The following is a 23,134-nucleotide window of genomic DNA, read 5'->3' on the forward strand; positions in this document are numbered from 1 at the left end:
ATATCCGGGCGCTCTCCGGAGCCCGTGCCGGCCGACCGGCACTGTCGGCAAGATTGCCGCATCGCTATCCTTAACCGGAAAAGTTCACTCCCGTGGCTTGCACGAGCTTTACCGGCTCGCGCGGCAGCACGACGCAAGCGTGCAGGTGACCCGACCGGCCCACCCGGTACCCGGGTCGTCGCAGACGAAGGAGCGCCGGGTGAAGCGGCCGACAATCGCGGATGTGGCCCGGCGGGCCGGGGTTTCCAAGGGCGCCGTCTCCTACGCCCTGAATGGACAGCCCGGCGTCTCGGACGCCACCCGGCAACGCATTCTCGCCATCGCCCAGGAGATCGGCTTCAACCCGAACAGCGCGGCCCGGGCACTCTCCGGAGCCAACGCCAACGCGGTCGGGCTGGCGCTCTGCCGACCCGCCCGGATCCTCGGCATCGAGCCGTTCTTCATGGAGCTGATCAGCGGGGTCGAGGCGGAACTCTCCGCCCGGTCGTACGCACTGACCCTCCAGGTGGTGGCGAGCCCGGAGGCCGAGATCGCGGTCTACCGGCGCTGGTGGGGCGAGCGGCGGGTGGACGGCGTACTCGTCTGCGACCTGCGGGTCGACGACCGCCGGGTGCCGGTGCTGGAGGACCTGCGCCTGCCGGCGGTGGTGATCGGCGTGCCGAGGCACAGCGGCGGGCTCGACCACGTCTGGTCCGACGAGGCCCTCGCCCTGACCGAGGTGCTCGAATACCTGGTCGCGCTCGGCCACCGCCAGATCGCCCGGGTCGGCGGCCTGCCCGGGCTGCTGCACACCGAGATCCGCACCGAGACCTTCGGCACCGCCTGCCGCCGGCTCGGCCTCGACCGTACGGTCACCGTCTCGTCCGACTACAGCGGCGAGGAGGGCGCCCGGGCCACCCGACGCCTGCTCAGCTCCGCCGACCGGCCGACCGCGATCGTGTACGACAACGACGTGATGGCGATCGCCGGGCTGTCGGTGGCCCAGGAGATGGGGCTGGCCGTGCCGTCCGACGTCTCCATCGTGGCCTGGGACGACTCGCCGCTCTGCCGACTCGTGCACCCGCCGCTGACCGCGCTGCACCGGGACATCCCGGCACACGGGGCGCACGCCGCCGGCCGGCTCCTCGCCGCCATCGCCGGGCAGCCGCTCGGCGACTTCCAGGACGAGACCGCGCACCTCATCCCGCGCGGCAGCACCGCACCGCCCCGGCAGCCCTGAGCGCAGTCGCCGGGCGACGAAACCGTCCGCCCAGTCGCTCATGCCCCCGGCCGCGCGGGCGGCGGCTGAGGTGGCCGGCCCGGTAACCGATAGCATCGGCGGCGAGGCGGAGACCAGCCAGGAGGACGACCACCGTGCACGTACCACCGATTCCCAGCCTGACCGCCGCCGACCCGGAGTTGGCGACGCTGATCGAGTCCGAGGCGACCCGGCAGCACGACAAGCTGCGGATGATCGCCTCCGAGAACTACGTCTCGACCGCCGTCCTCGAGGCCAGCGGCACGGTGCTGACCAACAAATACTCCGAGGGCTACCCCGGCCGCCGCTACTACGAGGGCCAGCAGTTCGTCGACCCGATCGAGACGCTGGCGGTGACCCGGGCCCGGGAACTCTTCGGTGTCGCGCACGCCAACGTGCAGCCGTACTCGGGCTCCCCGGCCAACCTGGCGGTCTACCTGGCGTTCCTCTCCCCCGGCGACACGGTGCTGGGGATGGCGCTGCCGATGGGCGGCCACCTCACGCACGGCTGGTCGGTCTCGGCCACCGGAAAGTGGTTCAACCCGATCCGCTACGGCGTCTCGGCCGAAACGGGCCGGATCGACCTGGACGAGGTGCGCGACCTGGCCCGCCGGGAACGCCCCAAGCTGATCTTCTGCGGCGGCACGGCCGTGCCACGCACCATCGACTTCGCCGGCTTCGCCGAGATCGCCCGTGAGGTCGGTGCGGTGCTGGTGGCCGACATCGCGCACATCGCCGGCCTGGTCGCCGGCGGTGCCCACCCGTCGCCGGTCGGGTACGCCGACGTGATCACCACCACCACGCACAAGACCCTGCGGGGACCGCGCGGTGCCATGATCATGACGACCGCCGAGCACGCCGCCGCCGTCGACAAGGCCGTCTTCCCGGGCCTGCAGGGCGGCCCGCACAACCACACCACCGCCGGCATCGCGGTCGCGCTGCGGGAGGCCGGCACCGAGGACTTCCGCCGGTACGCCCACCAGGTCGTCGCCAATGCCAGGGCGCTGGCGGCGGCGCTGGTCGAGCGGGGCTTCACGCTCTCCTCCGGCGGCACCGACAACCACCTGATCCTCGCCGACCTGACCAGCAAGGGCATCGCCGGCAAGCCGGCCGCCCAGGCGCTGGACCGGGCCGGCATCGAGCTGAACTACAACACCGTCCCGTACGACCCGCGCAAGCCGTTCGACCCCTCCGGCATCCGGCTCGGCACCCCGGCGCTGACCACCCGGGGCCTGACCGAGGAGCAGATGCCGCAGGTCGCGGCCTGGATGGACGAGGCGGTCACCGCGGCGCTCAAGGACGACGAGGCCGCCCTCGACCGGATCGCCGGCGAGGTCCGGGACCTGCTGGCGGCGTACCCGATGCCGGGCTACGCGGCCGGCTGACCAGGCGCCCGTCGGGCCGACCGGACGGTCGGTCGTCGGTCGGTCGCGCGGTCGTCAGCGGGACGGGCTCGGGAACTCCTCCAGATACGCCTCGACCCGCTCTGCCGGAGCGGGTCGGGACAGTGCGTACCCCTGGCCGAGCTTGCAGCCCGCCTTGCGGGCCTGCTCCACCTGCCCCGGCGACTCCAGCCCCTCGGCGATGATCTCCAAGCCGAACCGCTTGCCGAGGCTGACGAGTACGTCGATGAAGGGCTTGCCGCCGCCCTCCCGGTTGCCGCCCTCGGTCACCAGGGTCCGGTCGACCTTGAGGAAGTCGACCGGCAGCCGGCGGAGCTGTGCCAGCGACGCCTGCCCGCTGCCGAAGTCGTCCAACGCGGTCCGTACGCCGAGCGCCCGCAACCCGGCGAGCTGGGTCACCACCGCCGGCACGTCGACCCCGCCCCGGGGCTCCGCGATCTCCAGCACCAGCCGGTCCGGCTCGACCCGGTGCTCGGCCAGCGAGGTGCTCACCCAGCGGACGAAGTCGGACGCGGTCAGTTCGCGGGACGAGATGTTGACCGACATCCAGAGCCGTCGGGGCCGCTGCGACCAGGCGGCGAGCTGCCGGCAGGCGGTGTCCAGCACCCAGCGGCCCAGTTCCTCCACCAGCATCAGGTCCTCGGCCACCGGCAGGAGTTCGGCCGGCAGCACGGTGCCGAGCGCCGGGCTCCGCCAGCGCAGCAACGCCTCGGTCCCCACCGGCTGCTGGTCATCGAGGTCGAGCACCGGCTGGTAGACCAGGTCCAGCTCGCCCCGCTGCACCGCACCGGGTAGCTCGCGCTCCAGGTCGAGCCGCCGGGTGAACTGCTCCTCCAGCTCGTCGTCGTACCACTCGACGCGGTTGCGACCGAGCTGCCGGGCCCGCAGCCTGGCCAGGTCGGCCCGGCGGAGTACGTCGTCGACACCGTCCCCGCCGGACAGGTCGGCGAGGCCGATGCTGGTGCCGAGGTGCAACACCGCGCCGGGCATCGGATACGGCTCGGTCAGCGCGGTCAGCAGCCGGGTGCCCATCGCGTACGCCAGCACCGGCCGGTCCACCGTCACCACCGCGAACTCGTCCCCGCCCAGCCGGGCCACCACGTCGGCGGCACCGACCCCGGTCTTCAGCCGCCGCCCCGCCTCGGCCAGTACGGCGTCGCCCATCTGCCGCCCGTGCACGTCGTTGATCCCGGACATGCCGTGCAGGTCGATCACGAGCAGCGCGCCGCTGTGCCCCGGCATCGCCCGCTGGGTGACGATGGTCCGCATCAGTTCCCGGCGGTTGGCCAGCCCGGTGAGCTCGTCGGTGAAGGCCAGCTCGTTGAGCTTGCGCTCCAGCCGTTGCCGTTCGCTGACGTCCCGGACGTGCACCACCAGGGCGGCCACCTCGGGCACCGCCCGCTGGTCGCTGACGGTGGACTCGGTGTCCCGCCAGGCGCCGTGCCCGTCCAGCAGCCGGGCGGTGACCAGTTGCGGGCGCCCGGTCGGCACGTCACGCCCGGCGAGCACGTCGGTGAGCACCTGGGTGACGTCGGCGGCGTCGTCCGGATGCATCAGGTTGGGGAACGCCCGACCCCGCACGTCGGCGTCGGAGAGCCCGAAGAGCCGGGCCGCGGTCGGCGACTGCCAGCGGATGAGCAGGTCCTCGCCGACGATCATGGTCAGGTCGTTGGCCCCGGAGACCAGCGAGCGGAAGTGCGCCTCCTGCTCCCTCAGCCGCTTGGCGTACCGCCGGATGTCCAGCATCACCAGCACCTCCCGGACCACCAGGGTCGGGATCACGGCCAGGCCGAGCAGGATCGAGGTGTGGTCGAACTCGCCGACGGTGACCAGATGCCAGAGCGCGGAGAGCGTCGCCAGGATCGCCGGAATCGTCAGCAGCGGATAGGCGGTCAGGGTGGTCTGCGGCTCGGTCGGTGCGGTGCTCGGCTGGGCCACCGGATTGGCCCGCCGGGCACCGGCGGCGATCAGCGCCGGGCCGGCGACCAGCGAGATGGCGGCCAGCGGCAGCGCCGTCGCCGGTGCGCCGTAGGTGACCAGTACCGCGATCAGCGAATGCCCGAAGACCGCCAGTCCGGCGCCGATGCCGCAGAGCGCGGCGGAGCGCCGGTACTCGTACGCCCGCAGCGTGGTGATGGTGACCACCGGCAGACCGACGACGGCGAAGAGCGCGGCGATCATGGCGAGCGGAGGCAGCGTGTCCGGCGGGATCACCCAGGCCGAGAAGGCGAGACTGATGCCGAGACTCAGCCCGTCGAAGGCCCGGCGCAGCCGTACCGACACCGTGCTCGCGGCGCCGGGCAGCATCACCATGCCGAGCAGGTAGAGGGTGAACGTCAGCGCCAGGCCGCCGAGCGCCACCGTCGACCGGGCCTCGGCCGGCGAGAGAAAGAGGGCCAGCGAGGAGAGCACGCTGGCGACCAGACCGAAGCCGAGGAAGCCGGCGCCCCGGCACGGGCCGAAGCCGGTGCCGCCCCGGTGTAGTCGGATGGCGAGCCGGACCAGCCGGGCGGCGGCCACGGCGGCGACCGCGCCGACGGTCACCGCGACCGCGGCATAGGGCGGCAGCGCGCCGAGGTGAGCGGCGATCAGGACGCCCACGGAGAGCAGAGGGGCACCGGTCTCGGTGACCCGGACGACCAGCCGGCGGGCTGAGCCGTCCGCGATGTGCGCCACGAACATGGCGGGATGCCTTCGCAGAGGGGGCACGGACGTGGTGCAGGTCAGGTCCGGTCCGGCCGAACAGCCGAAACCAGTCCTATCAACCCCCAACGATCGGCAGGGGGCGTGGTTACGTATTGAACCCTTTTCAGCCTCGCCCCGTGGCCGGTCGTGGCCGCAGGTGGCTTTCTAGGCGCGTGCGCGCCGCCGTCCAGGTTGAAAAGGTTCAACGGTAGGGGTCTTCCACTCCGGGTTGCTCGGAGAATCTTCCCCCAGCCGGTCAAGCCCGCTCTACCCGGCCCGGCCAGCGGTTCGGGCGACCCCACTCGGCCCGGCCGGTCGAGGCCCGCGCCGGGTCGGACGGGCCGGGGTGCGAAAATCGCCAGGTGGGTAAGACCGGCACACTCCGCTTCCGGCACAGCCAGGCGATCTGGGTGGCCGCCGTCATCGCGTTCCTCGGCGCCCTGCCACTGGCCACCTCCCGCTGGTATCTCCTCCCGCTGCTGCTGGTGCCGGCGGCGGTCGGTGTGTGGGCCTGGCGGGCCGGCACCGACGCCGACCGGGCCGGCGTACGGATCCGGGCGCTGCTGGGCGAGCGCAGGATCGCCTGGTCGGAGATCGTGGAGCTGGCGTCCGACCCGCGCGGCCAGGCGGTGGCACTCCTCCGGGACGGCCGTACGGCGGCACTGCCGGCGGTCCGGGCCGCGGACCTGCCCGGCCTGGTCGCCGCCAGCGGCCAGCCGCTCGGCGAGCCCCGCCCCACCCCGGACCAGCCCGGCGACTGACCCGCCCCGGTCAGTACCCGTCGACCACCTCGTTGATCAGCGGGGTTCCGGCCACGAACCGGCGCAGTTGCTCGCCGGCCAGCCGATAGCCGCGGGGCAGCAACCCGCGTACCGAGCCGGCGACGTGCGGGGTGAGCAGCACGTTGGGCAGGTCCCAGAGCGGGTGCCCGGCCGGCAGCGGCTCGGGCTCGGTGACGTCCAGCGCCGCCGCGATCCGGCCGGTCGCCAGCTCGGCGACCAGGGCGTCGGTGTCGGCCACCGGTCCACGGGCGGCGTTGACCAGCAGGGCGCCGTCCCGCATGGCGGCGAGGAACCCGGCGTCGACCAGGCCACGGGTGGCCTCGGTGAGCGGCACCAGCAGCACCACCACGTCCGCCTCGGGCAGCAGCGCCGGCAGGTCGTCGACTCCGTACACCCCTTCGGCGGGGCGGGCGGTCCGGGCGACCATGGTCAGGGCGACCTCGAACGGCGCCAGCCGGGCCCGGGTGGCCGTCCCGATCGAACCCGCGCCGACGACGAGTACCCGCTTGCCGGCCAGCTCGTCCGTGGGGTTGACCTGGTCGTACGACCACTCGTGCCGGGCCTGGGCACGCGCGAAGACCGGGAACGACCGCAGGTACGACAGGATCGCCGTGACCACCCACTCCGCGGTGGACGAGTCGTGCACCCCGCGCGCGTCGCAGAGGGTGACGTGCCCGGGCAGCCGGCCGGCCCAGATGTCCGCCCCTGCCGAGAGCAACTGCACCACCCGCAGGTCGGGCAGCTTGGCCACGATCGGCACCGCGGCGGCCTGGGCGAGGAACGGCGGCACCCAGAACCGGACTCCGGCCGGGTCCGAGGGGAGCCGGTCCGGCGCCGGGGCGATCTCCACGGTGACGCCGTCGGGGATCTGGCCGAGCAGTTCCAGCCCCTCGGGATGGGGAATCCACACCTTCACGGACCCCGACGATAGTCCTCGGCGACCGGGAACCGGCGGTCGCCCTCGGCTCCCCCGCTGCCGCTGCCGGTGCCGGAAGCCGTCCCGGCGGCGTCAGCGCACCGGCAGGCCGACCGGCCCGGCCGGCTGGTAGACGTGGTGCCCGGCGACGGTGGTCACGGTGACCGGCAGGCCGGTGTCGCCCAGGTGGGCCCGGACCGCCGCGTCCAGCGCGGACCGCTCGGCGAGCACGAACGCCGGCCGGTACGCCTCGGCGACCAGTCTCGGATAGCGGGGATGGCGGTCCCAGCCGGCCCGCAAATCGGCATCGAGCACTCCGCAGACGATCCGTTCCCGGCTGAGGAAGATGACGTTGTTGCAGGTCCAGTAGTCGGTGTAGAACCGTTGCACGCCCAGCCGGTCGAGCCCGGCGACCAGGTCGCGGCGCTGGGCGGCCTTCCGGGCCAGCTCGGGGCTTGCCGCGACCAGGGCGGCGCTGGCCAGCACCATGCTGGCCGCGAGCCCGGCGAGCGGGGTCGCCGCCGCCAGCCGGACGGCCGGCACCGCCCTGGCCAGGTGCGACCGGCCGGGACCATCCGGCCCGGTGGATGTCGCCGGCCGCGATGGCCCCGCTCCGGCCGACCGGGTCAGCACCGACCAGAGCGGCCAGAGCACGGCCGGCGTCGAGATCAGCAGTACCGAGAGATAGCGGGCGCTCTCCACCGGAGTCGTCGCGGCGGCACCGCTGCCGGCGTACGCCAGCAGGCTGAGCGCTGCGCCGGCCAGCAGCGCCAGTCGGCCGGCCTGCCGGGCCCGGTTCGTCCGATCGGTGGCCTGGCGCAGCGCCCGCCAGGCCAGCACGGCGGCGACCGCCAGCAGCACCGGATAGCCGACTCCCCACCACAACTGCCACGGCGCGCACCGGCCGGGTGGGCAGAGCCCGGTGCCCATCGGCAGTCCGAGGAGGACACCGCCGTAGAGCCGCTCCGGCCACGAACCGGCGCCGCCGCCGAGTCCGGCGTAGACGGCCAGCGAGCGGTGTTCGGGCGCGGCGGTCAGGTTGTGCGCCACGATCGGGACGAGTCCGACCGCCAGCCCGGCGCCGAGCGCCACCCCGGCCGGGCTGACCAGCGACCGCCACCCGAACCCGAGCAGCACCGCGGCGGCCGCGCCGACGTACGGCAGGATCAGCCAGTCGTCCCAGAGGGTGAGTCCGGCGACCAGCCCGAAGCCCGCGTACGCCGGGCCGGGCCGGCGTACGACGCCGAGTCCGAGGTTGACCGCCAGCAGCACCAGCAGCGCGCCGGCCGGGTTCATCTCCGGATAGCCGCCACCCGCGATGAGTTGGTTCTTCACGATCCGGTCCGAGCCGAGGGCGAGCAGGCCGACGGTGGCCGCCGCCAGCCAGGGGGTGTAGAGCCGGCGGGTGAGCTGCCACATCAGCGCCAGGAAGGCGGCGTAGAGCAGCAGGTTGGGTAACCGCAGCACGAAGGTGGACGAGCCGAGGACCGCGAACAGCGGCGCGGCGAGATAGGACTCCAGGGCGCCCATGTAGTACTGGCCGTAGAAGAAGAGCGGGAACTCCCGCCCCTGCGCGACGTGCCGGGCCACCAGCCCGGTGACCGCCTCGTCGCTGTTGCTCGGTGGTACCTCGGCGAGCAGCAGTCCCAGCCGGTAGCCGACGCCGAGCACGCCGAGCACGGCGGCGACCCGCCCGGGAGTGGGTCGCCGTCGGGTGGACCGGGATGGCGGCTCCGTCAGCTCCGATGTGGTCGCGAGCGCCATGCCGGGCAGTTTCGCACGGCCGGACCGGCGATCTGCGGGGCGACATGCCCGATTCTTCTTATCAGCACCGTTCGCTCCTTACCAGGGTTATTGATCGGGTCTGGGATGGCCCTCAGCCCGGCCGTTCCGGGAACCCGCCCCGGCCGCCGCGACTCGTCACGGTGCCGGGTCGACCGGTCCTGACGACCCGGCGAACGGCGCCGGGCCGGCACGATCACCCGACCGGTGCCCCGACCAGCGACGACTCCGGAAGATCGGTGGAATGAACCCTCTTCAACCTGGACAGCGCGACGCGTTCACCCCGACTTCCACCGGTGGACACCACGGACCGCACGGGAAGGTCGAAAAAGGCTCAATGATCGAGCGGACCGACGGCGCGCGACGGGATCGGACTACCCTGGTCCGGGTGAGCGCTCGTCCGTACCCCAGACTCAGCCGTCGGCGCGCGGCGGTCGCGCTCTGTGCGGCGGCCGTACTCCTCACCAGTGGCTGTGCCTTCGGCGAGCCGGAACCGGACCCGGCCGGTGAACCGCCGAGCTTCCCCACCCCGTCCGTCTCGCCCAGCCAGAGCGGGGCCGGGCAGCAGGTCGCGGCCACCGTACTCGCGAGCAGGCTGCAGATCCCCTGGGGCATCGCGTTCCTGCCCGACGGCGGCGCGCTGGTGACCGAACGGGACACCGCCAAGATCCTCAAAGTCGGCCCGGAGTCCGACACGAACGGGCTCAAGGTCAGCACCGTGCAGACCGTCGACGAGGTCGACGCGGCCGGCGAGGGTGGCCTGCTCGGCATCGCCGTCTCCCCGGCCTACCAGCAGGACAAGACGGTCTTCATCTACTACTCGACGTCCGAGGACAACCGGATCGCCAAGCTGACCCTGGGCGCCAGGCCGACACCGATCGTCACCGGCATCCCGCTCTCCGGCATCCACAACGGCGGACGGCTCGGCTTCGGCCCGGACGGCTTTCTCTACGCGACCACCGGGGACGCCTCGGAGCGTGGGCTCTCGCAGGATCTCAAGAGCCTCGGCGGCAAGATCCTCCGGATGACCCCGGCCGGTAAGCCGGCCCGGGGCAACCCGTTCCCGAACTCCCTGGTCTGGTCGTACGGGCACCGCAACGTGCAGGGCATCGCCTGGGACGCCAACAAGCGGCTCTACGCCACCGAGTTCGGGCAGAACCAGTGGGACGAGATCAACCTGATCACGCCGGGCAAGAACTACGGCTGGCCCGAGGTCGAGGGGCGCGGTGGAGGCGGCGCGGACGCCGAGAAGTACGTCGATCCGCTGGTCACCTGGACCACCGCCGAGGCGTCCTGTTCCGGTGCGGCGATGATCGACCGGCTCTTCGTGGCGGCCTGCCTGCGGGGCGAGCGGCTCTGGCTGGTGGAACTCACCGCCAACGGCACCGTACTGGGCCAGCCCCGCCCGCTGCTGGTCGGCGAGTACGGCCGGCTCCGTACGGCGGTCGCCGCACCGGACGGCTCGTTGTGGATCTCCACTTCCAACCACGACGGCAAGCGCGACCCCGCCCCCGAGGACGACCGGATCTTCCGGCTGGTCTTCTCCGGTGGCGCGGCGGGAAAGAGCTGACATCCCCGGCGGACGGGACGGACAGCACGCCGGCACGGTCCCGGAGATGTCCGCACCGTCCCCGGCCGGGCCGCCGCCGTCCGACACGTCCGGCCGGGTGGGAGAGCTAGCTCATACCCGCGGTGGAAATGGCGCGGGACCTGCGGCGGGTTTTGAAGATGTCGCTTTGGGCAGGTGATGATGGAGCATGGACAGGCGGAGGAATGACACCCGAGCCGCCGGGGGCACACCACCCCCGGCGGTTCGGCGTGTGCTGCTCCCGGCGGCGCTGCTGCGCTGGGGGCGTGCCGCCGTACGGGGTGGCCGCGCCGTCCTGACCTCGAAACCGAGCCGCCGGGCCGGACTCGCCCTGTCGATCATCGGCGTCACGGTGGTCGGGATCGTGGTCGGAGCCCTGCTCGGGGGGCGGATGCAGACCGACATCGGGCCGTTCCGGGCGGAGATGGCGATCACGCCCTCGGTCGACGGCGGCACCACGGTCACCATTCCGCCGCTCGGCGCGCTCGAACTCAGCAGCCATGCCGGCCCGGCGCACCTCTCGGTCCGGCTCGGCTCGCTGGACCAGCGGCGCACCGAGGCGCTGATCGACGACCCGGCCAGCATCAGCCGGGCCAGCCAGTCCGCCGTCAGCGACGTGACCAACGGGGTGATCCGGGTCGGCGTGCGCACGGTCGCGGTCTCCGTACTGGCCACCATGATCCTGGCGGCGCTGGTCTTCCGGCGTACCCGTCGGGTGGCCTGGGCCGGTGGGCTGGCGCTGGTGATCACCGGCGGCAGCCTGGGCATCGCCGCGCTGACCTTCCGGCCGGACTCGATCGAGGAGCCCCGCTACGAGGGGTTGCTGGTCAACGCCCCGGCGATCGTCGGTGACGCCCGGCGGATCGCCAACGACTACGGCCGGTACGCCGACCAGCTCCAGCGGATGGTCGGCAACGTCAGCCAGCTCTACACCACCGTCTCCACCCTGCCGGTCTTCGACCAGGAGCAGGGCACCGTACGGGTGCTGCACGTCTCGGACCTGCACCTGAATCCGACCGCCTGGCAGGTGGTCCGGACGGTGGTGGAGCAGTTCAAGATCGACATGGTGATCGACACCGGGGACATCACCGACTGGGGCAGCGAGCCGGAGGCGTCCTTCGTCGGCTCCATCGGCCTGCTGAAGGTCCCGTACGTCTTCATCCGGGGCAACCACGACTCGCCGGCCACCGCCGCCGCCGTCGGCCGGCAGCCGAACGCGATCGTGCTGGACAACTCGATCGTCAACGTCGGCGGGTTGACTATAGCCGGCATCGGAGACCCTCGGTTCACCCCGGACAAGGAGACCTCGCCGGCCGGGTCCGGCAGCCTGCCGCAGACGGTCGACCAGGTGACCGGGACCGGCGAGAAGCTCGCCTCGACGATCCGGGCCTCCGGCAAGCCGGTCGACATCGCCCTGGTGCACGATCCGGCGTCGGCCGACGCGCTCTCCGGCGTCGTACCGCTGGTGCTGGCCGGGCACACCCACCACCGCGAGGTACGCGAACTGCCGCGGGTGCCGGACGCGATGCCGACCCAGCTCCAGGTGCAGGGCTCCACCGGCGGGGCGGGGCTGCGCGGCCTGGAGGGTGACAAGCCGACCCCGCTGGCGATGTCGGTGCTCTACTTCGACCAGCAGCGGGCGCTCCAGGCGTACGACGACATCCTGCTCGGTGGCACCGGCGAGGCGCAGGTCAACCTGGAACGGCATGTGGTCGAGGAGCCGGAGCCGCCTGTCCCGGCCACCCCGACCCCTGGTACCCCCACTCCGGCCAGCCCCATCCCGCCGGCCGGTGCGCCGCCGCCGGACCCGACCCCCACGGGCTGACGCCGCCGGGCAGCACGGGGTCGGAACGATCGCCAGGCCACCGGAGCCCTTCCGGTACGGTCAGCCCTCGACGCCGAGCCGGGACAGGATCAGCGAGCGGACGGTCTTGGCGTCCGCCCCCCGGGTGCTCTTCATGACGGCCCCGACCAGGGCTCCGGCCGCGGCCACCTTGCCGTCCCGCACCTTGGCCGCGATGTCCGGGTTGCCGGCGATCGCCTCGTCCACGGCCGCGGTCAGCGCCCCGGTGTCGGAGACCACCTCCAGACCCCGCGCGGCCATGATCTCGCTCGGCGAGCCCTCGCCGGCCACCACGCCCTCCAGCACGGTACGGGCCAGCTTGTCGTTGAGCTTGCCCGCGTCGACCAACTTCTGCAGCTCGGCCACCTGGGCCGGGGTGGCGCCCACGGCGGCCAGCTCGACACCGGCCTCGTTGGCCCGCCGGGACAGTTCGCCGAGCCACCACTTCCGGGCGCCGGACGGGGTGGTGCCGGCGGCCACGGTCTGCTCGATCAGCTCGACCGCACCGGCGTTCAGCACCGACTGCATGTCGTGGTCGTTCAGCCCCCACTCCTGCTGCAACCGCCTCCGGTGCACCCGGGGCAGCTCCGGTAGCGCCGCCTTCAGCTCGGCGACCCAGGCCGGGTCCGGGGCCAGCGGCACCAGGTCCGGCTCGGGGAAGTAGCGGTAGTCGGTGGCGGTCTCCTTGGACCGGCCCGACGTGGTGTCCCCGGTGTCCTCGTGGAAGTGCCGGGTCTCCTGCACGATCCGGCCGCCGGAGTCGAGGACGGCCGCCTGGCGCAGCATCTCCGAGCGGACCGCCCGCTCGACCGAGCGCAGCGAGTTGACGTTCTTCGTCTCGGTGCGGGTGCCCCACTCCGCGGAGCCGGCCGGCGACAGCGACGTGTTCACGTCACAGCGCAGCGAGCCCTCCTCCATCCGGACGTCGGAGACGCCCAGCGAGCGGATCACGTCCCGCAGCTCGGTGACGTACGCCCGGGCCACGATCGGGGCCTTGGCGCCGGTACCGGGGATCGGCTTGGTGACGATCTCGACCAGCGGGATGCCGGCCCGGTTGTAGTCGACCAGCGACTCGGTCGCGCCGTGGATCCGCCCGGTGGCGCCACCGACGTGCAGGGTCTTGCCGGTGTCCTCCTCCAGGTGCACCCGTTCGATACCGACCCGGAACAGCTCGGGCTGGCCATCCTCGCCCACGATCTCCACATCGAGCCAGCCGTCCACGCAGAGCGGCTCGTCGTACTGGCTGATCTGGTAGTTCTTCGGCATGTCCGGATAGAAGTAGTTCTTCCGGGCAAACCGGCTCCACGGCGCGATCGAGCAGTTCAGCGCGAGACCGATCCGGATGGTCGCCTCGATCGCGGCCTTGTTGGCCACCGGCAGCGAGCCGGGCAGCCCCAGGCAGACCGGGCAGACCCGGGTGTTCGGCTCGCCGCCGAAGTCGGTCGGGCAGCCGCAGAACATCTTGGTCTTCGTGCCCAGCTCGACGTGGGTCTCCAGGCCGATCACCGGGGCGTAGCGCTCGACGACGTCGTCGTACGAGGGCAGGACGGTCGTGCTCATCAAGACTCCAGCTCTCGGGCGGCAGCCGGCCCCCCGGCGGCATCCGGACAGAACCCTGCAAGCCTAATCGTTGGCCCGACCCGGGATCGCCCGGGTTTCGCCGCCGAGCCGGCGGGCGCCCGGTTCAGCCCGGTGGCTCGGCCGGAGTGCCCGGGCGGACCAGGCCGGTCTCGTACGCCACGATCACCAACTGGACCCGGTCCCGGACGCCGAGCTTGGCGATCGCCCGGGTGATGTGGGTCTTGGCGGTCAGCGGGCTGATGAAGAGGCGCCCGGCGATCTGCTCGTTGGACAGCCCGGTGGCGACCAGCCGGAGCACCTCGCGCTCCCGTTCGGTGAGCACCGCCAGCCGCGCCCCGGTGTCGGTGGCCGCCGCCGGCCGGTGCGCGAACTGCTCGATGACCCGGCGGGTGACGCTCGGCGACAGCAGCGCCTCGCCGGCGGCGACGATCCCGACCGCCTGGCGGAGCTGGGCCGGCTCGATCTCCTTGGTGAGGAATCCGCTGGCTCCGGCCCGCAGGGCGGCGAAGACGTACTCGTCGGTCTCGAAGGTGGTCAGGATGATGACCCGGCAGCCGGACATCGCCGGGTCGGTCACGATCCGCTCGGTGGCGGCGAGGCCGTCCAGGCCCGGCATCCGGATGTCCATCAGGACGACGTCCGGGCGCAGGGTACGGGCCTGCCGGACCGCCTCGTCGCCACTGGCCGCCTCGCCGACCACCTCGATGTCCCGGCCTCGGCTCAGCAGGCTGCGGAATCCGGCCCGCACCAGGGCCTGGTCGTCGGCGAGCAGCACGCTGATCGTCACGGTCGGAAGCCTGCCACAGGAATCGTGGCGTGCACCGCGTAGCCGCCACCGTCGGCCGGCCCGGCGGTGAGGGTGCCGCCGAGCGCGGCGACCCGTTCCCGCATCCCGTTGATGCCGTGCCCCGGCACCGCCGCCGGGCCGGGGCCGCTGCCGTCGTCGACCACCTCGACCAGCACCGATTCGGGGGTGATCACCAACCGTACCGTCGCCCGCCGCGCACCCGCGTGCTTCACGGTGTTGGTCAGGGATTCCTGGATCACCCGGTAGCAGGCCAGCGCCACCGGGGCGGGGGCCGTGCCGGGGTCGCCGGTGACGTCGAGCGCGACCTCCAGGCCGCTGGCCCGGGTGCGGGCGGTGAGTTCGGCCAGGTCGCCCAGGTCGGCCTGCGGGGCCGGGACGCTGTCCGCGTCCGGCCGGTCGCCCGGGGCACGCAGCACGTCGATCAGCGACCTCAGGTCACCCACCGCCTTGGCCCGGACCTCCTGGGCGGTACGCAGCGCGGCCCGCGCCTCGTCGGTGGAGTCGTCCAGCGCCTCGTCCACCACCCGCAACTGCACGCCCACCACGGTCAGCGTGTGCGCCACCACGTCGTGCAGCTCACGGGCGATCTGCAACCGCTCCTCCGCGGCCCGGCGATCCGCCTCCAGCCGTCGCTCCTGCTCGGCGTGGGCCAGCCCGGCGGCCAGTTCGGCGCGCCAGCGCAGCCAGTTCCGGAACGCGACCGCGACCGCGATGGTCAGGGCCAGGCCGAGCGCCTCCCCACCGACCTCGCCGATCGCCCGCTGCACGTCCTGACCCTCGGTCGTCCACTGCCAGTTCACCGCGAAGGTCAGTTGGAACAGCCCGGCCCCGACCGCCCAGCGCAGCCCGTGGCGCCGGGGTGTGTCGTCGGCCGCCAGCAGGAAGAAGATCACCGACGCCGGCCAGACCCAGCCGGCCCCGGTCAGGTCGGCGACCCGGAACGCGGTGACGGCCGCCAGGCTGGCCAGCAGCGCCGCCACCGGCCAGCGGCGGCGCAGCAGCAGGAAGAGGGCGAGCCAGGTGGCCAACGGCAGGGTGCCCTCGTAGGTGATCGGCGCCCCGGCGACGGCGGTGCCGACCGGCACTCCCAGCAGGGTCAGGGCGACCAGGGAAAGGGTGTTCCAGGCGGGGCGGCGCCGGCCGGCCCGATGCCCGTCGCGCGCCGGCACGGTGTGGTCGTCCTCGACCGCCGCCCCGGCCGGGTCCGGTGATCGCGGGACCGTCGTTGTCATCCTGGCCTCCTCCTTCGGCAAGCCTGCCTCACGCTTTCGCGAGGTCGACGGCATCGACGCTAGGCAGCACGGGCCGGCGGCGCGTCAGCCTACGGCCGACACCCACGACTGCGCGGGTGGAGCAGCACATACACCGGACGGAGTACCGGACGTGCCCCGACGGGCGTTCGACGGACCGGACGGGGTCAGGAGGTGACGCCACCGTCGAGCAGGACGGCGACGACCAGCACGCAGAGCAGCGCGACCGGCAGGCCCCAGCGGACGATCCGGGTACGCCAGATCGAGCCGGGCGCCGCAGCTCCCGGGGTCGCCCCGACCGGCCGGTCGGCGAGCAGCCGGCCGGAGGCGAGCGGCCACCAGGCGGCCACCAGCAGCAGTACGCCGGCCCCGAGCAGCAGCCAGCCGGGCAGCCGGGCAGCCACCTGTGGCCAGGCCAGCACCGGTACCGTCGTCACCGCGATCGCGGCGGCCCCGACCAGGCCGAACCGCCAGTCCGGAGTCGGCCGGTACGCCGCACCCGGCCGGAACAGCAGCGCGACGACGAGGACGATTCCGGCCACCCCGGCGAGTACCGAGACGAGCTGGCCGACGGTGACCTCGGCGGTCCCGTACCCGGTCACCGCCTCCACCCCGGCGAGCAGCGCCATCACCCCGACCAGGGTGCTGACGGCGACGAACGCGCCCAGCCAGGGCGATCTCCGCCGGCCGTCCGGATCCGGTTGCGCCGCGCGGAGCCCGTCGGCGAGCGCTGCGGCATACTCGGTCGGCTCGCCGAACGCGTCGGTCGGATCCGCCTCCGGATCGGCGCAGTACGTGTCGACCTCGGCCAGCGCGGCCCGGATCTCCGCGCCGGGCACCCCGCGCCGCCGGGCCTCGGCGACGAACGCCGTACGCCAGCCGTCCAGCGGCGAACTCCGGGGCATCATCGGGCTCAACCGCCGAGCGTGTCGCGCAGTTCGCCGGCCCGCTGCCGTCCCATGCAGAGCGGGCCGGTCAGCTCCAGCCAGGAGCCGTCCCGGAAGGTCACCCGGAGCCGAGCGCCGTGCAGCCGGTGCCAGCGCCGGCGTGCCCCGGTCACCTCCGCCCGCCGCGCCGACCAGAGGGGCTTCAGCTTCGCCGCCACCACAGGCTTACGCCGCTCCCCGAACGGCCGTACCTCGGTGGAGCGGCCGATCCGGAACACCACGAGCCGCCGGTCGGTGACCACCGCCAGCAGCTTGGCGTCGGTGGGTACCGCCCGGACGTAGCCGGCGGCGACCGAATCGAGCCGGCCGCGTGCGGCGCGGCCGAAGAACAGCCGGATCAACCAGTCGGTCGGACCCCCGCCGCCGATGTTGTCGATCGCCTCGACACCGCTGAGCGCCACGTTGGCCAACCCCATCCCGGCCACCGCCGTCCCGTCGCCCGGGGCGGGGTCCGGCGGTCGGGGCGGCGGGTCCGGGGCCAGCCCGTGCGGACGCTTCACCTCGCTGAGCGCGACAATCGCCTCGCCCGGTTCGAGCTTGGTCGCGACCGCGTCGGCGTAGAGGTGGCGGTAGTCGGTGGACACGGCTCAGCCCAGCGGATAGTCGTCGGCGCCGTTGCCCAGCACCTCCCGCATGGAGTCCTGCAACCGCCGGGTCGCCTCCCGCTGCGCCCGCCGGATGGTGCCGGTGATCTCCGCGCCGAGCTGGTCCGGGCTGTACCGCATGCCCCGGGAGGTTATCTCGACCCGGTCCACCCGGCCGCCGTGGTCGACCGCCACCCGTACGGCGCCGCTCTCGCTCTCCAGCTCGACCGGCTGCGCCTGGAGCTCCTCGATCCGCCGGTTCATCTGGAACTGCAGGCCGTCCAGGCTGTTCGCGAGCTGCTCCAGCCGATCCAGTGCGGGATATTCCGCCACGTCGTCCTCCCCTACCCTCGTCCGCTTCGGTACGCGTGCGCCACCGTCCGCCGGGCGGCCGGTCAGCCCACCGAGTCGATCAGATCCTGCGCGCTCTTGGCGTACGGGCCGATGTCCTCCCGGTAGGTGCCGTCGGTCGCGTAGTTGCGATCCTTCGTCCCGTCCGAGATGTCGTGCATGCCGACGGCGGTGTCCAGCACCGCACCGCCCTTCCCGCTCAGGTTGACCGGCGAGATCTGGTTGAAGACGAACCGGGGCACGCCGACCTTGAGACTGTGCTCCGCCAGGATCGCCCGCCCCTGCGCGGTACGGCCCTGTTGCCTCCACACGGCGTACTCCTTCTTCAACTTGCGCAGTTCCATCACCCGCTGGCGGTAGCGGGTGAGCAGCGCCTTGACGTCGTCCAGCTTGCGGGCCAGCTTCACCAGGACCCGGACCAGCTTGCTGACGATCCGGGCGCCCCGGCCCAGCGTCAGCGCCAGCCGGGCCAGCCAGCGTACGACGAACGCGGCGATCGACGCGCCGAAGCTGAAGAACGCCGCGGCGGCGGCGATGATCGCCTCGATCAGGAAGGCGGTCAGGAACTCGAAGATCAGCTCGCAGAGCAGGTTGAACGCGTCGACGGCCGCGTTCGCCGCCTCGATCAGGACCTCCTTGGCCGCGTTCAGTCCCTCGGCGAGCTGCCGGATGGTCTCCTCGACGTTGGTCAGCCCGGTCTGGAACGCCTCCTGGGCGCTGCCGCCCCAGGCCGGCGGCTGGAGCTGGGCCCGGTCGGTCTGCTGCTGGGCCGCGATGCCGAGCACGTCGTTCGACGCGGCGAGGCAGCGTTCCGCGCCCCGCATCAGGTCGTCAGGATCGCCGGCCACCTGTTCGAGGAGTTGCTCGAACGGCGACAGCACGGTCCGGGTGAAACCCTGGAGCGGCTCCGGTACGGAGCCGGCGAACTGCTCGAAATAGGTTCTGCTGCGTTCGAGCGCGACGGTCGACACTGCGCCCTCCCCTTCGTGGTCTTCGGTGTGCCGCGCGGCCGTGCCTGGTCAGCCGCCGAACCGGGCCTGCGCGGCGGCGTCGCTGTTCAGGTACGAGTCCCGCTCGGCGGTGACCGCGTCCGCGATCACCTCCATCACCTCGACCCCGTCCGCCAGGGCCTGGAGGCACTCGTCGAGGCAGGACTCGTACTGGTCGTAGAGGGTGAACGAGGCGGGCATGATGCCGAAGGAGGAGCGCCCGACGGCGCCCTCCCGGAGCCGGCCACGGATCTCGTCGAAGTCGTCCGCCCGGCCGTAGCTGGTCTTGGAGAAGGTCTCCAGTGCTGTCGGGTCTACCGTGAACCCGTCACCTGAACCACCGGTCATGACAAGGCACCCTAATAGATCACTTCGGTGTCATTGGACCGCCTATGGCCGATCAGGGCAACAATTTGGGCGCCTTCCGGCCGACCGGCACCCGCTGGCGCCGGCCCGACACCGGACGTGGTCGGAGCCGGCAACTCCCCGAGGGCCGGTGACCGGTCACCTCGGCGGGTCCACTGAGCGATCGACAGACTTAACCATCCGGCCAACTGCGGCTACCGCCGAGTTGCCGGCCACGGTATGCACTGTCCCGCATGACTCACACCCATGCGGAGACCGGACACACCCCGACCGGTACCAGCCGGCGTACGCTGATCGCGGCCGCCGGCGGGCTGCTGACCCTCGCCGCCGCCCCTGGCACCGCGCACGCCGCCACCACCTCCCGGGCGGCCGGGCCGAACCAGGCGGCGGGCACCGGCGCCTCGCGGGCCTCCCTGATCACCCAGGGCACCACGCTGGTCCATGCCGACCTGCACAACCACACCCTGATGTCCGACGGCGACGGTGACCCGGCGCTGGCCTTCGCCTCGATGCGCGAGGCCGGCCTGGACGTCGCGGCGCTCACCGACCACAGCACGCTCTTCTCCATCGAGGGGCTGTCCCGGTCGGAGTGGGACCGCACGGGTCAGCTGGCCGACGCCGCCGACGACCCGGGCCAGTACACCGCGATCCGGGGCTTCGAGTGGTCGCATCCGCTGCTCGGGCACGTCAACGTCTGGTTCACCGGCAACTACACCGACCTGCTCCAGTCGTCGAGCATGAGCCGGCTCTACGACTGGATCGGCAGTTCCGGCGGGGTGGCCGGGTTCAACCACCCGGGGCGCGAGGTGGGCCGGTTCGACAACTTCCGGTACGTCGCCGGGGTCCGCGAGCCGATGATCGGGCTGGAGATGTTCAACCGGGGCGACGACTACCTCTTCGACGGCTGGGGCAGCGGTCAGACCTCTCCGCTGGTCGCCTGCCTGAACGCCGGCTGGCGGCCCGGCCTCACCGGTGTCTCCGACGAGCACGGCACCAACTGGGGCTTCCCGGAGGGCAAGGGCCGGACCGGGCTCTGGGTCACCCAGAACACCCGGCAGGAGGTGCTGGCCGCGATGCGGGCCCGCCGGTTCTTCGCCACCCGGGTCTCCGGGCTGCGGCTCGACGCGACCGCGAACGGGGTCCGGATGGGCGCGGTGCTGCGGCTGACCCGGGGCGACGTGACCTTCTCGGTGGACCTGGACCGGGGGCCGGACTGGGTGGGCAGGCCGCTGCGGATCCAGGTGCTCCGGCCAGGCAGCGACGCGCCGGTGGTGCCCGAGGTGCTGGAGATCGAGGCCGGTCGGGTCACCAGCTTCACCGTGCCGCTCGACATCGCCGACGGGCACTGGGTGGTGCTGCGGATCTCCGACCCGACCCAGCCGAACGCCAGCCCCGGGCCGGCGAACCACCCGTGCAACGACTGGGGTGTCGCGTACACCAGTCCGTGGTTCCTCCAGCCCTGACCCGGCAGCTCCGTCGGGGTCGGCCGCCGTCGGCGTGCCGGCCCCGCCGTTCCCGGACCGGATCGGGTACGTCCGCCAGCGTCGATACCCGCCCGGCTGAGGCAGGGCCGCGGGCAATATGGAGAGAAAGGGGCAGATCGGACGGGACGATCCAGGAGGAACGATGATCGGCGGAGTACACCACCGGACCGCGACGGTCGACGGCTTGGACGTCTTCTACCGCGAGGCCGGCCCGCCGGACGCCCCTCCGCTGGTCCTGCTGCACGGCTTCCGGACGTCAGCCTGGTCAGCCCGGACGGTGCCCGCGCCTTCCAGCGGGATCTGCCGGACGCCGAGATCCACCTGCTCGACACCGGCCACTTCGCGTTGGAGACCCACGTCGACGAGATCGCCGGACACATCCGGGAGTTCCTCGGCCGGAACCAGCGGCAGCCGGTGATGGCCCGATAGCGACGGCGCTGCCCGGGGGCCCGGTCCACCGGCCCACCCCGGACAGCGCCGCTCAGCCTGCGACCTGTCGAACGATCAGAGGTTCCTGGTCTGGTTGTAGAGGTTCAGCGCGGTGTTGTCGAAGAACGGCGAGATCATGATCGTCGGGTTGACGATCCGGTCGATCCGGCTGTTGACGCCGTACAGGAAGCCGAAGTTGCCGTCCCAGTTGAGCAGCCAGCCGCCGCCGCTGGAGCCCCGGGTCATGTCGCAGGGGATCCGGATCGTCTGGGTGGCGCCGGCGGACTCCGGCTGCGAGGTGCCGGAGCAGCGCATCAGGTTGCCGCCGTCGAAGGGCGCCTCCTGCGGGTAGCCGAAGGCGTTGATCGGGACGTTCAGGCCCCGGTTCACGTCCAGGCCCTGGCCGCCGAGCCGGGCGACGATGTGCTGGCCGTTGAGCGTGTTCATGACCGCCACCGCCATGTCCTCGTTGAAGTTGGAGCTGGCGGTCCAGCCCGGCGCCGGGAACAGCCGGGACGCGGTCCAGGTGCCGAACGGCCGGGGGTTGGCGAGGTCGTCGTCGAACGCGGGCACGAAGGCCCAGTTGGTGGCCAGCGCGCCCCCCGGGCCGCCGGGGTGGGTGCAGTGCCCGGCGGTCCAGACGGTGTCCTCACCCTCGGAGTTGACCACCGTGCCGGAGCAGACGAAGTTGCCGGTGGCCAGGGTGAAGAAGACCTTGCCACTGGTGCGCGCGGTCGGGTGGTTGGAGGCGAAGTTCGGGTTCAACGCCGCCGGCACCGGACCGCTGTTCGGGGTACCCAGCGCACCGGCGGTCGGCGGGACCGTCAGCCGGGCACCCCGGTCGACCGCCTGGCCGGCGGCCTGTCCACTGTCGACGTACCGCTTGACCGCCTGCTGATAGGCGGGTGACTCTTCGACCGGCTGCGCCGCCCGCATCCGCTCCGGCGTCCAGTACGCCACGATCGCCTGGTGCTCGGTGACGCCCGGCCCGTACGCGGCCCGACCGGCCGCCCACGCCTCCGCGGTCGCGCCCGGGTTCAGGCCCGGTGCGGGTGCGGCGCTCGCCGACTGGCTCAGTACCAGCGCGGGTACCGCTGCCGTCACCAGCGCGATCGCCACCGATGTTGCCCAGGTGGCCCGCTTCGCTAGGACTTTCATGGATTGGCTCCTCCTCGATAGGCGCCTGCGCCGGACCCCCGCCGGCGCGGCTACTGAGGAAGAGAGTCATCGATATCCAGCGGTGTCGCCGGGCATCCTGGACCTGGTTGGACACGACTGGACGCCGGGCCGGCCCGCCAGCTCGCGCCCTCAGGCTTCGTCCCAGGTGACGTCGAACTGACCTGACTCGACCCGCTGGACGAAGGACGCGACGTCGTCGGCCTGGGGGATCGCCTCCGGCCACCCCGCACTGCTGATGTCGACCAACAGCACCGGCGCCGGATCCTGCCGGAGATCCAGCACAAGATGCTCCCGTGAGCCGTCGCCGCCGATGATCGCGACCCCGGGATGGTTGGCGGCGGCCTCCTCGCCCCAGGCGTCGAGAAGTTCGACCGACTCGTGCGGTGGGTAGAGCCAGAGGTAGCACCCGCTGGGCAGCCAGCCACGGCGGAACCACGACTCGCTCCGCAGGTAGCCGCGCCAGGCGGCGGGGAGCACGGCCCCGAGCGACTCCGCCACGCCGAACTCCTCGGCCGGCACCGGCCCCCGGTAGTCCGCCTGCTCGACGATCGCACCCACGATGTTCGCGTTGAACTCGGCCAGTTCCTCGGCCGGAATCCAGTACTCACGAATGTCGTCGCCGCCCACCTGCCGTACCGGATAGCGGTCGAGGAACTGCCGGCGTACCTGGAACGAGGTGACGTACCCGACGCCGCCGGCAGGGACGTTCCACTCCCGGGTGATCCTGGTGGCGTACCCACGGCTGAGAACCGGATAGAAGATCGGTTGCTCGGGCAGCCGCGCCGGCCAGGCCCGCCAACCCGAGGCTGCCACCAGGTCCAGTTCGGCCTGTCCGGTCGGCCGCCACAGCGTCACGGTGTCCTGCGCCGGCCCCTCCGGCGGCGGTCCTCGGTCCGGCATGCGTTCGATTATGGCCAGCCCGACCGACAT

General features: G+C 72.6%; 19 protein-coding genes. 6 read left to right on the forward strand and 13 right to left on the reverse strand.

All coding sequences use genetic code 11. The features are described 5' to 3' along the window. Positions 1 to 199: 199 nt before the first annotated feature. Together ACQEVC_RS00970 and glyA are read left to right on the forward strand one after the other, a co-directional pair. On the forward strand, positions 200 to 1,219 hold the full coding sequence (locus ACQEVC_RS00970) for a LacI family DNA-binding transcriptional regulator (RefSeq protein WP_432872394.1): 1,020 nt from the start codon (positions 200 to 202) through the stop codon (positions 1,217 to 1,219). Positions 1,220 to 1,353: 134 nt separating this feature from the next. Continuing rightward, positions 1,354 to 2,622 (forward strand): serine hydroxymethyltransferase, encoded by a 1,269-nt coding sequence (gene glyA / locus ACQEVC_RS00975; RefSeq protein WP_432872396.1) that lies wholly within the window; start codon positions 1,354 to 1,356, stop codon positions 2,620 to 2,622. Between the two features lie 54 nt (positions 2,623 to 2,676). On the opposite strand, the gene ACQEVC_RS00980 is transcribed toward glyA, so the two are convergent. Further along, positions 2,677 to 5,322: an EAL domain-containing protein gene (locus ACQEVC_RS00980; RefSeq protein ID WP_432872399.1), complete on the reverse strand. Its 2,646-nt coding sequence runs from the start codon at positions 5,320 to 5,322 to the stop codon at positions 2,677 to 2,679. Between the two features lie 365 nt (positions 5,323 to 5,687). On the opposite strand from ACQEVC_RS00980, the gene ACQEVC_RS00985 reads away from it, so the two are divergent. Further along, a complete protein-coding gene (locus ACQEVC_RS00985) occupies positions 5,688 to 6,086 on the forward strand; it encodes a PH domain-containing protein (RefSeq protein WP_318400771.1) in 399 nt (132 codons plus the stop codon). A gap of 10 nt (positions 6,087 to 6,096) precedes the next feature. Here the strand turns inward: ACQEVC_RS00985 and ACQEVC_RS00990 are convergent, their stop codons facing one another. After that, complete coding sequence (locus tag ACQEVC_RS00990; RefSeq protein WP_432872402.1) at positions 6,097 to 7,023, reverse strand: 2-hydroxyacid dehydrogenase; 927 nt, start codon at positions 7,021 to 7,023, stop codon at positions 6,097 to 6,099. A 93-nt stretch (positions 7,024 to 7,116) separates the two neighbouring features. Beyond that, the gene (locus ACQEVC_RS00995) at positions 7,117 to 8,787 is read right to left on the reverse strand and encodes a hypothetical protein (protein ID WP_432872404.1); all 1,671 of its coding nucleotides are present in this window, start codon (positions 8,785 to 8,787) and stop codon (positions 7,117 to 7,119) included. 406 nt (positions 8,788 to 9,193) lie between these two features. Here ACQEVC_RS00995 and ACQEVC_RS01000 point away from each other — a divergent pair, with 406 nt between their 5' ends. Together ACQEVC_RS01000 and ACQEVC_RS01005 are read left to right on the forward strand one after the other, a co-directional pair. Continuing rightward, positions 9,194 to 10,375: a PQQ-dependent sugar dehydrogenase gene (locus ACQEVC_RS01000; RefSeq protein WP_432872406.1), complete on the forward strand. Its 1,182-nt coding sequence runs from the start codon at positions 9,194 to 9,196 to the stop codon at positions 10,373 to 10,375. Positions 10,376 to 10,562: 187 nt separating this feature from the next. Then, on the forward strand, positions 10,563 to 12,218 hold the full coding sequence (locus tag ACQEVC_RS01005) for a metallophosphoesterase family protein (protein ID WP_432872409.1): 1,656 nt from the start codon (positions 10,563 to 10,565) through the stop codon (positions 12,216 to 12,218). Positions 12,219 to 12,278: 60 nt separating this feature from the next. Here the strand turns inward: ACQEVC_RS01005 and gatB are convergent, their stop codons facing one another. The 8 genes from gatB to ACQEVC_RS01045 form a co-directional block, all read right to left on the reverse strand. Then, positions 12,279 to 13,796 carry an Asp-tRNA(Asn)/Glu-tRNA(Gln) amidotransferase subunit GatB gene (gatB, locus tag ACQEVC_RS01010; RefSeq protein ID WP_432872412.1) on the reverse strand — a complete coding sequence of 506 codons (1,518 nt, stop codon included), beginning with the start codon at positions 13,794 to 13,796 and terminating at the stop codon, positions 12,279 to 12,281. A gap of 124 nt (positions 13,797 to 13,920) precedes the next feature. After that, on the reverse strand, positions 13,921 to 14,604 hold the full coding sequence (locus tag ACQEVC_RS01015) for a response regulator (protein ID WP_432872415.1): 684 nt from the start codon (positions 14,602 to 14,604) through the stop codon (positions 13,921 to 13,923). Continuing rightward, positions 14,601 to 15,857 carry a sensor histidine kinase gene (locus tag ACQEVC_RS01020; RefSeq protein WP_432872418.1) on the reverse strand — a complete coding sequence of 419 codons (1,257 nt, stop codon included), beginning with the start codon at positions 15,855 to 15,857 and terminating at the stop codon, positions 14,601 to 14,603. The genes ACQEVC_RS01015 and ACQEVC_RS01020 overlap by 4 nt, the downstream gene beginning before the upstream one ends. A gap of 185 nt (positions 15,858 to 16,042) precedes the next feature. After that, entirely contained in the window at positions 16,043 to 16,792 is a 750-nt protein-coding gene (locus tag ACQEVC_RS01025; RefSeq protein WP_432872420.1) for a hypothetical protein, read from the reverse strand. After that, on the reverse strand, positions 16,789 to 17,406 hold the full coding sequence (locus ACQEVC_RS01030) for a hypothetical protein (RefSeq protein WP_432872422.1): 618 nt from the start codon (positions 17,404 to 17,406) through the stop codon (positions 16,789 to 16,791). Before ACQEVC_RS01030 ends, ACQEVC_RS01025 begins: the two co-directional genes overlap by 4 nt. A gap of 3 nt (positions 17,407 to 17,409) precedes the next feature. Continuing rightward, positions 17,410 to 17,739 (reverse strand): YbaB/EbfC family nucleoid-associated protein, encoded by a 330-nt coding sequence (locus ACQEVC_RS01035; protein WP_432872424.1) that lies wholly within the window; start codon positions 17,737 to 17,739, stop codon positions 17,410 to 17,412. A gap of 62 nt (positions 17,740 to 17,801) precedes the next feature. Beyond that, positions 17,802 to 18,728, reverse strand: coding sequence for a WXG100 family type VII secretion target (locus tag ACQEVC_RS01040; RefSeq protein WP_432872427.1), 927 nt, complete (start codon positions 18,726 to 18,728; stop codon positions 17,802 to 17,804). Positions 18,729 to 18,776: 48 nt separating this feature from the next. Next, positions 18,777 to 19,094, reverse strand: a complete 318-nt coding sequence (locus tag ACQEVC_RS01045) for a hypothetical protein (RefSeq protein ID WP_346256170.1) — start codon at positions 19,092 to 19,094, stop codon at positions 18,777 to 18,779. A 251-nt stretch (positions 19,095 to 19,345) separates the two neighbouring features. Between ACQEVC_RS01045 and ACQEVC_RS01050 the strand changes: the two genes are divergently transcribed. Continuing rightward, the gene (locus ACQEVC_RS01050; protein ID WP_432872430.1) at positions 19,346 to 20,575 is read left to right on the forward strand and encodes a CehA/McbA family metallohydrolase; all 1,230 of its coding nucleotides are present in this window, start codon (positions 19,346 to 19,348) and stop codon (positions 20,573 to 20,575) included. 525 nt (positions 20,576 to 21,100) lie between these two features. Here ACQEVC_RS01050 and ACQEVC_RS01055 read toward each other — a convergent pair. Beyond that, a complete protein-coding gene (locus tag ACQEVC_RS01055; RefSeq protein ID WP_432872433.1) occupies positions 21,101 to 22,183 on the reverse strand; it encodes a trypsin-like serine peptidase in 1,083 nt (360 codons plus the stop codon). Between the two features lie 150 nt (positions 22,184 to 22,333). Then, positions 22,334 to 23,104 (reverse strand): hypothetical protein, encoded by a 771-nt coding sequence (locus ACQEVC_RS01060; RefSeq protein WP_432872436.1) that lies wholly within the window; start codon positions 23,102 to 23,104, stop codon positions 22,334 to 22,336. Positions 23,105 to 23,134: the final 30 nt, after the last annotated feature.

It is taken from the genome of Plantactinospora sp. CA-294935, assembly GCF_050936445.1.
GTDB lineage: Bacteria > Actinomycetota > Actinomycetes > Mycobacteriales > Micromonosporaceae > Plantactinospora.